Consider the following 13,143-nt stretch of genomic DNA (forward strand, 5'->3'; position numbering starts at 1 on the left):
ACACTCTATACCACCCTTGCCCAACATCATTTATTCCCAGCTCTATGCCAGCAGCTGGTTCGAGTAGGCGAAGAATCTGGTGCGTTGGATGTTCTACTGGGAAAGTTGGCTAATTGGCATCAACAGCAAACACAGGATTTGGCTGATAATCTCACACAAATGCTGGAACCTCTGCTGATGCTAGTCATTGGCAGTATCGTGGGGGTTTTAGTGATCGCAATGTATTTACCCATATTCCAACTAGGCGATGTTATAGGTTAAAACAGCTAACTGAGGACGATTCTGTATTAGAGGCGAATTTCGAAAAAGGGCGTTAAATAACGCCCTTCTGAATCAGTAATTAGTTACTACCAAACACACGGTTCTCTTGCTCCGCTACGCGGATAAAGGTGGTGCGTTTAGTCAGTTCTTTCAAGTGTGATGCACCCACATAAGTACAGGCAGAACGTAGGCCACCCATGATATCGCGCACTGTGTTTTCTACCGGCCCACGAAGTGGCAACTTAACGGTTTTGCCTTCTGCGGCGCGATATTCAGCAACACCACCGACATGACGCTTCATGGCAGACTCTGAACTCATACCGTAGAACAGCATGAACTTCTCGCCATTCTCTTCAACGACGCGGCCTTCGCACTCGTCATGCCCTGCCAGCATCCCGCCCAGCATCACGAAATCAGCACCACCACCGAACGCTTTCGCGACATCACCCGGTACTGAGCAACCGCCATCACTGACAATCTGTCCACCTAAGCCGTGGGCTGCGTCAGCACACTCAATTACGGCAGATAACTGCGGATAACCCACACCGGTCTTGACTCGCGTAGTACAAACCGAACCAGGGCCAATACCCACCTTAACAATATCAGCACCAGAAAGGATAAGCTCTTCTACCATCTCGCCAGTCACCACATTACCTGCACAAATCACTTTGTCCGGGCAAGCTTCACGGGCTTTTTGCAGGAAGGAAACGAAATGTTCAGAGTAGCCATTAGCCACATCGATGCAGATGAATTTCAGTGCCGGAGATAACGCCAGAATTTGCTTCATTTTGTCGAAATCGGCAGAAGACGTGCCAGTCGACACCATGACATGGCGTAAGACAGATTCAGGAACTCGTTTAACAAAATCGCTCCACTGTTCAACCGTGTAATGTTTATGGACTGCGGTAAGAACATCAAATGAAGCCAGAACTTCGGCCATGCGGAAGGTGCCAACAGTATCCATATTAGCGGCAATGATAGGCACACCGGACCAATTCCAACCTGAATGTTTGAAAGTAAACTGACGTTCCAGGCTCACTTCAGAGCGGCTTTTCAGTGTTGAGCGTTTAGGGCGGATTAATACATCTTTAAAGCCTAATTTCAAACCTTCTTCAATACGCATGACTTATGATTTCCTGGTTATTGGCGATAGATCGCAAAATGTGATCGGGCGTAAATCACGCCATCCCAGTGAAGCTATCATACGCATGAATAATTCTACGACAAGACTGCGAATCCACCTTTATTTACGCTACAATCCCACAAATTACCTGAATATCACTGGTGACATCTTTATCAGCCGGGCTGTTTACTTATTTCCTGTACAACTTATTTCTCCATCCCCAGATAGAATGCATTCCACGCTATGCCTTCCCCTGTGCTTTCAGATACAATTCAGCCATCGAATAACAGTAGGTAAGGCCAGGCAATGACCTATATTGTGGCTCTCACCGGTGGAATTGGTAGCGGGAAAAGTACCGTTGCAAATGCATTTGCCCATTTGGGTGTCCCGCTGGTTGATGCTGATATTATTGCCCGTCAGATAGTTGAGCCGGGGACAGCAGCGTTATCTACCATTGCATCCCGTTATGGCAATACTATTTTGCAAGCTGATGGTTGGTTGAACCGGGGCGCATTGCGCCGCAAAATTTTCAGTGAGCCAGAGGAAAAAGCATGGTTAAATTCATTGTTGCATCCACTGATTCAACAAGAAACTCAGCGCCAATTAGCCAGTATTGATAAACCTTATGCACTTTGGGTTGTCCCTCTGTTGGTTGAAAATGGTTTACATCAGCGTGCTAATCGTGTGTTAGTAGTAGATGTAGCGCCTGAAATACAACTCGCTCGAACCATAGACCGGGATGGCATTACTCGCCAACAGGCAGAATATATTTTAGCATCACAGGTTTCCCGGCAACAACGGCTGGCCTGTGCTGATGACATTATTGACAATAGCGGCGATCCACACATGATCGCCCCGCGTGTTGCTTCCTTGCACCAACAGTATTTAAACTTGGCAGCGGCGGCCCAACAGGATCTACATCGATGAGTGACCTCACCTCAACAATACTTTTTGAACATCCGCTCAATGAAAAAATGCGCACCTGGCTCAGAATGGAATTTTTATTACAACAATTACAAAGCCAGCGTTCACTAGACAACATTGCCACCGCACTCACATTTTTCCGTACCGCATCTGATTTAATTGATGTTCTTGAGCGTGGGGAGGTCAGAACTGACCTGCTAAAAGAGCTGGAGCGTCAACAACAAAAATTACAGCAGTGGGCCGAGATGCCTGGCGTTGATATGTCGCTGATAGATTCTTTGCGCGGAAAGCTAAAAAACCATGCAACAGTTTTAATGTCCGCGCCACGTATTGGGCAGTCACTAAAAGAAGATCGCTTAATCAGCGTTGTTCGCCAGCGTTTGAGTATCCCCGGCGGCTGCTGTAGTTTTGATTTACCCACCTTACACACCTGGCTGCACCAGCCTCAGGAACAGCGTAACCAACACATCGATAAGTTGCTCGCTAGTCTGGCACCGCTCAATCAATCGCTAACCATTATTTTAGATTTAATTCGCCAATCGGGCCCGTTACGGTCACAAATTAGCTTGAATGGTTTTTTTCAAGATAATGCCGAAGGTGCTGATCTATTGAGATTACGCTTGCCATTAGACGTACAACTATACCCACAGGTTTCTGGTCACAAGACACGCTATGCCATTCGCTTCTTACCTCTCGATAGCGAAAATGGCACCGTCCCGGCCCGCTTATCATTTGAATTAGCCTGCTGCTGATGTGGCAATTGTCATACCCAATAAATTCAAAATAAAGGGTGTGAATAGATTTTAGGAGAGAACATGGACTTAGAAGAAATAGAGGTTAATTGCCCCACTTGCGCGAAAATCGTTATCTGGGGTGAACAAAGCCCCTATCGCCCGTTTTGTTGCAAACGCTGCCAACTAATTGATTTAGGTGAGTGGGCCGACGAAGAAAAACGAATTTCCAGTAGTGGCGAGTTATCTGACAGTGATGAATGGAGTGAGGAAGATCCTCTGACACGCTGATAACCGCATCACCAAGTGGAGCAATTCGTATTTTTCTCCACTCAAATTAAGCTATCCACCCGCCAACGCTATGTTGTCAACAGCTCGATAATTTCGGCATTTGCTGGTGGGAAATCATCAGCTAGCAGTTCTGCTTGTTTCACCCAGCGCATGGGTTGCCCTTCACGGCCAAAGGGTTCACCATCCCACGCGTCCACCATATAAAAACGTAACGTCACGATGCGGTCAGTAAAAGTGTGTTCTAACACATTAAGTAAATTTGCGTTCTGCACCACAATGCCGGTTTCTTCCAGCAGTTCCCGTTTTAGTGCGACTTCCGGTGTTTCACCCGCTTCAATCTTGCCGCCAGGGAACTCCCAAAAACCAGCCATATGGGAATCAGCTGCGCGCTGAGTAATAAAAATTTCCTGCTGGGCGTTACGAATAATCCCTACCGCAATCTGTAAATGTTTCAATTCTTTTCTCCTGATCTGGGTATAAATGCAGGCTTGCGCCATCCCCCAAGTTACCCCCTAAACCCTAAATAGGTGGCAAAAAAGTCAAAATAAAGGGCGGTTTTTAAGCCGCCCTCATTATCAGTATTAACGGTTACCTAAAATATTACTGTAGGCGGCCGTGACACTGTTTGAATTTCTTGCCTGAACCACATGGGCACGGGTCGTTACGCCCAACTTTGCGCTCCAGACTGGCTGCAACACTAGCTTCTTCTTGCGACATCAACGCACTATTATCAGACTCATGGCTTAGTTGCTGCTGTTTCGCCAAACGCTCGGCTTCTTCACGACGTTGTACTTCCAGCGCTTCCACTTCTTCTGGCATCCGCACCTGTACTTTACTCAGCACGCTGATCACTTCATATTTTAGTGATTCCAACATGGCAGCAAACATCGCGAAGGATTCACGCTTATATTCCTGTTTAGGATCTTTTTGCGCATAACCCCGTAAATGGATGCCCTGACGCAGGTAATCCATTGCCGCCAAATGCTCTTTCCACAACGAATCAAGTGTTTGTAACATCACACCTTTTTCGAAGCTACGCATCATGTCAAAACCAACCACTTCTTCTTTACGCTGATAATCAGCAATCGCCATTTGAAGAATGCGTTCACGTAAAGTTTCTTCGTGCAGTTGTGGTTCATCTTCCAGCCATTGAGCAATAGGCATGTCCAGGTCGAAATCATTCTTCAGACGCTGCTCCAAGCCTTCAATATCCCACATTTCTTCCAGAGACTGGGTTGGAATGTAGCTATCGATAACCGTTTTGAATACATCTTCACGGATGCTGTTAATGGTTTCGCTAACATCGGCCACATCCAGCAATTCGTTACGCTGGCTGTAGATGGCGCGACGTTGGTCACTGGCCACATCATCATATTCCAGCAATTGCTTACGAATATCGAAGTTACGGCTTTCAACTTTACGCTGTGCGTTGGCAATCGCCTTGGTAACCCAAGGATGCTCAATGGCTTCGCCGGGTTTCATCCCCAATTTACGCATCATGCCAGACACACGGTCAGAGGCAAAAATACGCATTAAGGCATCTTCCATTGACAGGTAGAAGCGGGAAGAACCCGCATCACCCTGACGGCCAGCACGACCACGCAGCTGATTATCGATACGGCGAGATTCATGGCGCTCAGTACCAATAATGTGCAAACCACCGGAAGCCAGTACTGCATCATGGCGAATCTGCCACGCTGCTTTAATGGCTGCAATTTGGTCTTCAGTTGGGTCTTCCAGTAAGGCAATCTCACTCTGCCAGCTACCACCCAACACAATATCAGTACCGCGACCCGCCATGTTGGTGGCGATAGTGACCGCCCCCGGTTGCCCTGCCTGGGAAACGATTTCAGCTTCCATAGCATGGAATTTGGCGTTCAGAACTTTGTGTTCAATACCCGCTTTCGTTAATTCAGCAGATACCACTTCTGATTTCTCAATCGAGATAGTCCCGACCAATACTGGCTGGCCATTAGCAGTACGCTCACGGATATCTTCGATAATTGCGCCAATTTTTTCCTGTTCGGTCATGTAGACCAAATCAGCCAAATCCTTACGGATCATTGGGCGGTTGGTTGGCACCACAATGGTATCCAACTTGTAAATGGAGCTAAACTCGAATGCTTCGGTATCTGCTGTACCGGTCATACCGGCCAGTTTTTCATAGAGGCGGAAGTAATTCTGGAAAGTGATTGAAGCCAGCGTCTGGTTTTCGTTCTGAATTTCTACGCCTTCTTTGGCTTCAACTGCCTGGTGCAAACCATCTGACCAGCGGCGGCCTTGCATGGTACGCCCGGTATGTTCGTCAACGATGATCACTTCGCCGTCTTTGACAATGTAATCAACATCGCGGGTGAACAGTACGTGCGCACGCAGAGCTGCTGTGACGTGATGCATCAGCATAATGTTAGCCGGAGAGTACAAGGACTCGCCTTCTTCCATGATGCCCGCTTCGACCAGCATTTCTTCGATTTTGATCAAACCGCGTTCGGTCAAATGCACCTGACGCGATTTCTCATCAACGGAGAAGTGGCCTTCACCCTGGAAGCTATCTGAATCTTCTTTTTCCTGACGAATCAGTTTTGGAATCAGCTTGTTAACCCGAATATACATTTCGGAACTGTCTTCGGCCGGGCCGGAGATAATCAGCGGAGTACGTGCTTCATCGATCAAGATGGAGTCAACCTCATCCACCAGTGCGTAATGCAGTTTGCGCTGCACACGTTCTTCTGGGCTGAACGCCATGTTATCGCGCAGATAGTCAAAACCGAATTCGTTGTTAGTACCGTAAGTGATATCCGCAGCATAAGCTGCACGCTTCGCTGGCGCGGCCATATTTGGCAAGTTGATACCGACACTCAGGCCCAAAAACTCGAATAATGGACGGTTATTTTCAGCGTCACGTTGAGCCAAATAGTCGTTGACCGTAACCACATGAACACCACGGCCACTCAGCGCATTCAGGTAAGCTGGCAGCGTTGCCGTCAATGTTTTACCTTCACCGGTACGCATTTCTGCGATGCAACGCTCATTCAATACCATACCGCCAAGCAGTTGCACGTCAAAGTGACGCATACCGAACACACGTTTACTTGATTCACGTACCACGGCAAAAGCTTCAGGGATCAGATTTTCCAGCACTTCGCCCTTCGCCAAACGCTCACGGAATTCATCCGTTTTGGCACGCAATTCGGCGTCGGTCAGTTTTTCGATCTCCGGTTCCATACGGCTGATCAGATCAACTACCTTGCGCATACGGCGCAGAGTACGGTCGTTACGGCTGCCAAAAACTTTGGTTAATAATTTAATTAGCATAATTCTTTATATCTCTTACAAAACCACCAAACCGGCGGCCAAAGGTTGTATAAAATTGGGATAAATTAAGAAGAGTCATTAGCTTAAATTGGCAGGCCCGGCACGAATACCTTGTACTTGTGCAAGCCAAAGTCCCGGTTTATATAACGAAAGAACCGGGCGTTTAACCTGTTCGGTATAACGAATTATTGTGGGTGGCTTAAATTCATGTGTCAGTAGCGCGTTCAGCGTATCCAGCAAGGCAAGTTGCTGAATTTGTGATGGCTGGGCCTGCTCATCTGCTGCGGCTTCCTGTACTCGCGCATAAGCCGCTTGAGGTGCCAGAGCAAAAGAGAGGTGACGAATAACCGTGCGCAGTGCATGCTGTTGCCAGTAATCTACGCTGAATGAAGGGCGACGATGCATATCATGCAGTAATGCCAAACTACTAAAGTTTGTCGCACCGTGATTCTGACGGCTTTGGCTTGATGATGTGTTCGGTATTGCGGCTTGATCAGGAACGCCAGACAGGTTTGATGGCACGCCAAGACTCGCCGCGACCATCCCCAACAGGAGATGCGGCCAGAAATAACGTCTGCCAAATTGTCGCCAACGATTTAGAATACCGATCACGAGTTTAAAATCCGCCGGAGCCTTGTCAATGCGTGAAAGCCGCCCACAATTATTAGATATTCTGTTCGATGATGCGATTGCAGCAGAAAATGGACCGCTGCATAACGTACAACAACGTGCTACTGCACTGTTAAAACTTAACCGTGCGGTAAAAGGATTGCTCCCTTCACAGTTGCAGCCGTGGTGCCGTGTCGCAAACTATCGACAGAGTGTTTTGGTGCTGGAGACTGCAAACGCAAGCTGGTTAATGCGCTTACGTTATGAACAGCCTGCGTTGCTCTCAGCACTACGAGCGCAAATTCTACCATCATTGTCTTCAATCGACATCAGGATTAATCCGTCGTTAATGTCCAGCGGTCATAACATGACACAAGATGCCGCAAAATCATCGGGAAATACTGAGAAATCAGCACCCGTGCGTCATTTAAGTTTGGAAAGCGCTAAGGAATTAAGAGGATTAGCGAGCCGTAGCCCTGAAAAACTGAGGACAATATTGGAACGATTGGCTGCGCTGGCCGGAGAGAGTGCCAGCACAACCAAAAGTGATAAATAAATTTACCCTTCTTACTTAAATTTGCAGGGTTGTTAGCGGCTCTTATTCACCCGAATCACTGACTTCAGTCAGCTCAGCGGGATGAATGTGCCTCATCTTTGAGGCTCACCCTACGGGCTAGCATAAATGCTGTTCAAATTGGTCGGGAACCAATTTGTCATTCGATTGCTGCCTACCTGCAACTTCAATTACTTTAGGTATAAATAAATTTAGTAAGCTAATACTGTAGACGGAGCTTTAAATGCCAGTGGCATTTCGGCTTCGTCTTGGAACGTCACAAATTCCCAGGCTTCTTGCTTGGCAAGAACTGCCTGCAACAGCTTGTTATTCAAGGCATGACCAGATTTGAACGCAGTAAACGCGCCAATAATATTATGGCCACACATAAACAGGTCGCCAATGGCGTCCAGCATTTTGTGACGAACAAACTCATCTTCGAAGCGCAGACCATCTTCGTTTAATACGCGGTAATCATCTACCACGATGGCACAATCGAAACTACCGCCCAGGCACAAACCACGGGACTGTAAATATTCGATATCACGCATGAAACCAAATGTACGCGCACGGCTGATTTGACGGACGAATGAATCGGCCGAGAAATCTAAACGGTAGCGCTGCGTACTGGCGTCAATCGCCGGGTGATTAAAATCAATGGTGAAATCTAAACGGAATCCATTGAATGGAGACAATTCAGCCCATTTATCACCGTCTTCAACCCGCACTGTCTCTTTCAGACGCAGGAATTTCTTCGCCGAGTTTAACTCTTCGATACCCGCATCTAACAGCAAGTACACGAATGGACTGGCACTACCGTCCATGATCGGCACTTCGGGAGCGTTAACTTCAATAATAATGTTATCAATCCCTAACCCTGCCAGCGCAGCGTTGAGATGCTCAACAGTAGAAATACGCACGTCATGCTCATTGACCAGGCAAGTACAGAGCATGGTATCACGCACGGATTTTGCATCTGCCGGGAAATCAACCGGTGGATTCAAGTCAGTGCGACGATAGATGACCCCGGTATTAGCCGGCGCGGGTCGCATTGTCAGTGTGACTTTCTTACCGGTGTGCAAACCGACGCCAGTCGCCTGAACAATACGTTTTAATGTCCTTTGTTTGATCATCGTTTTATCTCGCAATGTTATCCATCCTACCGACCTAGCTTATAATAAGATCGGCGGGACAGTTTAGCACAAAGAGCGGAGATTCCAATATTTTCGGAAATTAATCGGCTTGCTTACGCAAAAATGCCGGAATATCCAAATAATCGGGCTCTTTATTGGTTTGAGCAGTGGGATCATTGACCACTTTAGCCGCAGGTTTAACTTCCTGAGGTAAAGGTGACATGCCATGCTGCTGGTAACGGTGGTCCATAACAGGCTGTGTCTGCTTGTTGGTAACCAGCGTAATTTCAGGTCGTTTATCCATGCCGATACCGGTTGCAACCACAGTTACGCGCAGCTCGTCGTTCATTTCCGGGTCTAACGATGTACCGATAACCACGGTCGCATTGTCGGACGCGAATGCACGGATGGTATTACCCACGGTTTCGAATTCATCCAAACGCAAATCGAAACCAGCAGTGATGTTGACCAACACGCCGCGAGCGCCAGACAGGTCGATATCTTCCAGCAACGGGCTGGAAATCGCCATTTCTGCGGCTTCTTCAGCGCGATCTTCACCGCAAGCCACACCTGAACCCATCATGGCATAACCCATTTCGGACATTACAGTGCGTACGTCAGCAAAGTCGACGTTCATCAGACCTGGGCGGGTAATCAGCTCGGCGATACCCTGAACAGCGCCTTTTAATACGTCGTTAGCTGCACCGAATGCATCCAGTAAAGAGATGCCACGACCCAGAACTTTTAACAACTTATCGTTCGGAATAGTGATCAGTGAGTCCACATGTTTGGACAATTCAGCAATACCCTGCTCAGCGAATGCCATGCGTTTCTTGCCTTCAAAATTGAAAGGCTTAGTAACCACAGCAACTGTCAGAATACCCAGTTCTTTTGCCACTTCAGCAACCACAGGTGCAGCACCCGTACCGGTACCACCGCCCATGCCTGCGGCGATGAAGACCATGTCCGCGCCTTCAAGGGCTGCGCGCAAAGCTTCACGGTCTTCTTCAGCTGAATTGCGACCCACTTCCGGGTTCGCGCCAGCACCCAAACCTTTGGTAATACCGCTACCAATCTGGATGGTTTGGCCAACAGCCGTTTTACGTAGCGCCTGAGCGTCTGTATTAACGGCGAAGAATTCAACACCTTCGATGCGCTCGCGCACCATGTGTTCGACGGCATTACCACCGCCACCACCGACGCCGATGACTTTAATCACCGCGTCATTGGTTAGTTCCATAGGTTCAAACATAGTTTCTCTCCGTTTTGTGCCTGTCGCTTCGAGATCAAAAAATATGTTCAGCATGATCTCTTTGTTTAAACATTAAAACTCTTTTCTCAGCCAGCTATTGATACGTTTAAACCAATTGCCCACTGAGACACGTTTTTCCACTTCTGACTCACCACTGAGGTGAGATTCTTTACCGTAGTGCAACAACCCAACAGCAGTGGAGTAATAAGGTTCCTGCGCATAATCCGTCAGCCCGGTGATATTGAGCGGTTGGCCGATACGAACCTGGGCATGAAATACCCGTTGTGCGCATTCCGCCAATCCATCAATCTGTGCCGCTCCGCCTGTCAGCACGATACCGGCTGCCAGATGGTGCTTCACGCCTTGCTGACGTAATTGCTCCTGCAATTGTAAAATCTCGTCATTAACCAAATTCAGCAACTCGGTGTAGCGTGGTTCTATAACCTCAGCGAGCGTCTGTCTTTGCAGACTACGGGGAGGGCGTCCGCCAACACTTGGCACTTCTACACTTTCGTCCTTGCTGACTATCGACCCGAGCGCACAGCCGTGTCGAACTTTAATCGCTTCCGCATCTGTTGGCGGTGTGCCGAAGGCATACGCGATATCGCTGGTGACCACATTCCCGGCGTAAGGGATAACTTTGGTGTGGCGCAGTGCCCCACCGGTATAAACCGCCATATCCATGGTACCGCCGCCGATGTCGACCACACAGACACCCAGCTCACGTTCATCTTCGGTCAATACGGCATAACTTGCCGCTAAACCGGCGAAAATCAGTTGGTCCACTTTCAGACCACAACGCTCTACCGCTTTAACAATATTCTTCGCCATATCGTTATGGCAGGTAATCAGGTGTACTTTGGCTTGCATCCGCACACCCGACAGGCCCACAGGGTTTTTGATGCCTTCTTGATAATCAATGGCATATTCCTGCGGAATAACATGCAGGATACGATGTTCATCACGCACACGTACCGACTTCGCGGTATGCACTACGTTCTCTACATCTTCCTGTGTTACTTCCTCTTCTGAAATAGGAACCATCCCTATTTCATTCTGACAACTGATATGTTTACCCGATAGTGCCAGATAAACAGATGAAATTTGGCAATCCGCCATTAACTCAGCCTGATCGATAGCGCGCTGTACGCATTTCACTACCGATTCAAGGTCGTTAACCCCACCCTTATCCATGCCACGGGATGGGCAACTGCCGACCCCAATAATATTGACCATGCCATCGGGCAGAACTTCCCCTACCAATGCGGAGACCTTTGCCGTTCCGATCTCAAGACCTACTACCAGTTTTCTGTCCGTCGACTTGATCATTGTTGTTTAGCCTGTGCCTGATTCTGTTGCGGATTACTGTTCTGCTGGCCATTTACGGGTGGCTCACCACCCTGACTGCCGATAAATACCGGAGCCCAACCTATCGCAGCCCCTGTCTCATATCGCAAGTCAATATAACTGACCCGTTTATCTGGCTGCTGTTGCAACAGCGGATATAACTCAATGAAACGTTGTAAACGCCCCATCCGGTCATCCCGTCCCAGCTCCAGCCGAACATCATTATCTAAGGCCAACTGCCAAGAATGTCTGGCACTCATTGCCACCATTTTTAGCTGATACTTATTGGCCGCTAACACTTTGTTTATTGCCCGGTAGCCTTCCAGAACATCCTGTTCACTGCCTTCAGGGCCATACAGTAGTGGCAGTTTCTGTTTACCGATTCGCTCAGACGGCACACTAAACGAGCGCCCCTGCTGGTCAACCATATGCAAATCATTCCAGCGGGCAAAAGGCACATACTCCACCAGATGAATTTTCAGCTCATCCGGCCACTGTTTGCGCACGCTGGCCTGCTGAATCCACGGTAACCGTTCAATCTGCTGCTGGATGATGTTCACATCCTGCGTCATAAAAGTACCCGGTGCGCCCAATGACAAAATCGCCTGGCGAATATCATCATTGGTGGTGTAATGGCGCTCACCGGTTACCACCAGTTTCGACAGTGGCAGGCGGCTGGCGTCTTTCATCCACCCCACCACCACCCAACCACCCCATAATATTGTTCCGAGAACCATCAGCAGGAATATCAACCCCGCCAGTTGGCCTCCGTTACTGCGCCGGGCGGCGCTGTTTTCAGCCGCACGTTCACGCGCATTCAGGGCAGCTTGCGACATATCAGTCAGCCAACGTCAGAATTCGCGCCACCAACTGGGAGAAACTCAACCCAGACTGGCGGGCAGCCATCGGCACCAAACTGTGGCTGGTCATACCCGGTGACGTGTTCACTTCAAGCAGGTAGAAACTGCCGTCGCTGTCTTGCATAACGTCAACGCGGCCCCAGCCACTGCAATCCAGTGCCTGATAAGCTTGTAATGCCAACGTTGCCAACTGTTGTTCCAATTCGCTACTTAAGCCACTCGGACAAAAATATTGAGTTTTATCCGAAAGATACTTGGCTTCATAATCATAAAACACGCCAGGCGCCTGAATGCGGATTGACGGTAAAACGTCATCACCGACGATCGCGACGGTAAACTCCGGCCCACTCAACCATTTTTCGATCAACACATCGCTGTCATGGCGGAAAGCTTCAACCAGTGCATCATGCAAGCCGCTCATCTTATCGACCTTGCTCATACCAACGCTGGAACCTTCACGGCTTGGTTTCACAATTAATGGCAAACCAAGCTGAGCGACCGCCGCCGCCAATGCCTCTGGCGAAAGTGTTGCAAACTGTTGACGATTTAGCGCGACATAAGGCGAAATTGGCAAACCGGAGGCTTGCCACACCAATTTGGTGCGTAATTTGTCCATTGTCAGCGCTGAAGCCATCACACCACTGCCGGTATAAGGCAGTTTCAGGAACTCCAACACCCCTTGCAGCGTACCGTCTTCACCGCCGCGTCCATGCAGAGCGATAAACACCTTACTAAAGCCTTGCC

Annotated in this window: 14 protein-coding genes; 5 read left to right on the forward strand and 9 right to left on the reverse strand. The window is 48.6% G+C overall.

All coding sequences use genetic code 11. The annotated features are described in order from the left end of the window. Positions 1–261: type II secretion system F family protein (locus YALDO0001_RS18240; protein ID WP_042840507.1), on the forward strand; the 261-nt coding region annotated here is incomplete at its 5' end. A 79-nt stretch (positions 262–340) separates the two neighbouring features. On the opposite strand, the gene YALDO0001_RS18245 is transcribed toward YALDO0001_RS18240, so the two are convergent. Next, the gene (locus tag YALDO0001_RS18245) at positions 341–1,384 is read right to left on the reverse strand and encodes a GMP reductase (protein ID WP_004705410.1); all 1,044 of its coding nucleotides are present in this window, start codon (positions 1,382–1,384) and stop codon (positions 341–343) included. A 306-nt stretch (positions 1,385–1,690) separates the two neighbouring features. On the opposite strand from YALDO0001_RS18245, the gene coaE reads away from it, so the two are divergent. The 3 genes from coaE (at position 1,691) to yacG (ending at position 3,330) form a co-directional block, all read left to right on the forward strand. Further along, complete coding sequence (gene coaE / locus YALDO0001_RS18250; RefSeq protein ID WP_004705412.1) at positions 1,691–2,311, forward strand: dephospho-CoA kinase; 621 nt, start codon at positions 1,691–1,693, stop codon at positions 2,309–2,311. Then, on the forward strand, positions 2,308–3,060 hold the full coding sequence (gene zapD / locus YALDO0001_RS18255) for a cell division protein ZapD (protein ID WP_042840509.1): 753 nt from the start codon (positions 2,308–2,310) through the stop codon (positions 3,058–3,060). The genes coaE and zapD overlap by 4 nt, the downstream gene beginning before the upstream one ends. 63 nt (positions 3,061–3,123) lie before the next feature. Continuing rightward, positions 3,124–3,330 (forward strand): DNA gyrase inhibitor YacG, encoded by a 207-nt coding sequence (gene yacG / locus YALDO0001_RS18260; RefSeq protein WP_004705416.1) that lies wholly within the window; start codon positions 3,124–3,126, stop codon positions 3,328–3,330. Between the two features lie 68 nt (positions 3,331–3,398). Here the strand turns inward: yacG and mutT are convergent, their stop codons facing one another. The 3 genes from mutT to secM all read right to left on the reverse strand — a co-directional run bounded on the left by mutT (position 3,399) and on the right by secM (position 7,257). Then, the gene (mutT, locus tag YALDO0001_RS18265; RefSeq protein ID WP_042548666.1) at positions 3,399–3,785 is read right to left on the reverse strand and encodes an 8-oxo-dGTP diphosphatase MutT; all 387 of its coding nucleotides are present in this window, start codon (positions 3,783–3,785) and stop codon (positions 3,399–3,401) included. Between the two features lie 145 nt (positions 3,786–3,930). Then, positions 3,931–6,645, reverse strand: a complete 2,715-nt coding sequence (secA, locus tag YALDO0001_RS18270; RefSeq protein WP_004705419.1) for a preprotein translocase subunit SecA — start codon at positions 6,643–6,645, stop codon at positions 3,931–3,933. 78 nt (positions 6,646–6,723) lie between these two features. Next, positions 6,724–7,257 (reverse strand): secA translation cis-regulator SecM, encoded by a 534-nt coding sequence (gene secM / locus YALDO0001_RS18275; RefSeq protein WP_042840510.1) that lies wholly within the window; start codon positions 7,255–7,257, stop codon positions 6,724–6,726. A 28-nt stretch (positions 7,258–7,285) separates the two neighbouring features. On the opposite strand from secM, the gene YALDO0001_RS18280 reads away from it, so the two are divergent. Further along, entirely contained in the window at positions 7,286–7,810 is a 525-nt protein-coding gene (locus tag YALDO0001_RS18280; RefSeq protein WP_004705424.1) for a DUF721 domain-containing protein, read from the forward strand. Positions 7,811–8,019: 209 nt separating this feature from the next. On the opposite strand, the gene lpxC is transcribed toward YALDO0001_RS18280, so the two are convergent. The 5 genes from lpxC to YALDO0001_RS18305 form a co-directional block, all read right to left on the reverse strand. Next, entirely contained in the window at positions 8,020–8,940 is a 921-nt protein-coding gene (gene lpxC / locus YALDO0001_RS18285; RefSeq protein ID WP_004705427.1) for a UDP-3-O-acyl-N-acetylglucosamine deacetylase, read from the reverse strand. Positions 8,941–9,040: 100 nt separating this feature from the next. Beyond that, positions 9,041–10,192, reverse strand: coding sequence for a cell division protein FtsZ (gene ftsZ, locus YALDO0001_RS18290; protein WP_004389003.1), 1,152 nt, complete (start codon positions 10,190–10,192; stop codon positions 9,041–9,043). 72 nt (positions 10,193–10,264) lie between these two features. Beyond that, the gene (ftsA, locus tag YALDO0001_RS18295) at positions 10,265–11,521 is read right to left on the reverse strand and encodes a cell division protein FtsA (protein ID WP_042547816.1); all 1,257 of its coding nucleotides are present in this window, start codon (positions 11,519–11,521) and stop codon (positions 10,265–10,267) included. Continuing rightward, on the reverse strand, positions 11,518–12,375 hold the full coding sequence (gene ftsQ, locus YALDO0001_RS18300) for a cell division protein FtsQ (protein WP_004705433.1): 858 nt from the start codon (positions 12,373–12,375) through the stop codon (positions 11,518–11,520). Before ftsQ ends, ftsA begins: the two co-directional genes overlap by 4 nt. Position 12,376: 1 nt before the next feature. Further along, positions 12,377–13,143, reverse strand: a 767-nt coding sequence (locus YALDO0001_RS18305; protein WP_042840512.1) for a D-alanine--D-alanine ligase, incomplete at its 5' end; no start/stop codon positions are given.

It is taken from the genome of Yersinia aldovae ATCC 35236, from assembly GCF_000173735.1.
GTDB classification, from domain to species: Bacteria; Pseudomonadota; Gammaproteobacteria; order Enterobacterales; family Enterobacteriaceae; genus Yersinia; species Yersinia aldovae.

Excerpts from the sequence above, each read along its gene's own strand:
- YALDO0001_RS18245 (WP_004705410.1), bottom strand. The coding sequence starts at position 1,384 with ATGCGTATTGAAGAAGGTTTGAAATTAGGCTTTAAAGATGTATTAATC.
- coaE (WP_004705412.1), top strand. The coding sequence starts at position 1,691 with ATGACCTATATTGTGGCTCTCACCGGTGGAATTGGTAGCGGGAAAAGT.
- zapD (WP_042840509.1), top strand. The coding sequence starts at position 2,308 with ATGAGTGACCTCACCTCAACAATACTTTTTGAACATCCGCTCAATGAA.
- yacG (WP_004705416.1), top strand. The coding sequence starts at position 3,124 with ATGGACTTAGAAGAAATAGAGGTTAATTGCCCCACTTGCGCGAAAATC.
- secA (WP_004705419.1), bottom strand. The coding sequence starts at position 6,645 with ATGCTAATTAAATTATTAACCAAAGTTTTTGGCAGCCGTAACGACCGT.
- YALDO0001_RS18280 (WP_004705424.1), top strand. The coding sequence starts at position 7,286 with ATGCGTGAAAGCCGCCCACAATTATTAGATATTCTGTTCGATGATGCG.
- lpxC (WP_004705427.1), bottom strand. The coding sequence starts at position 8,940 with ATGATCAAACAAAGGACATTAAAACGTATTGTTCAGGCGACTGGCGTC.
- ftsZ (WP_004389003.1), bottom strand. The coding sequence starts at position 10,192 with ATGTTTGAACCTATGGAACTAACCAATGACGCGGTGATTAAAGTCATC.
- ftsA (WP_042547816.1), bottom strand. The coding sequence starts at position 11,521 with ATGATCAAGTCGACGGACAGAAAACTGGTAGTAGGTCTTGAGATCGGA.
- ftsQ (WP_004705433.1), bottom strand. The coding sequence starts at position 12,375 with ATGTCGCAAGCTGCCCTGAATGCGCGTGAACGTGCGGCTGAAAACAGC.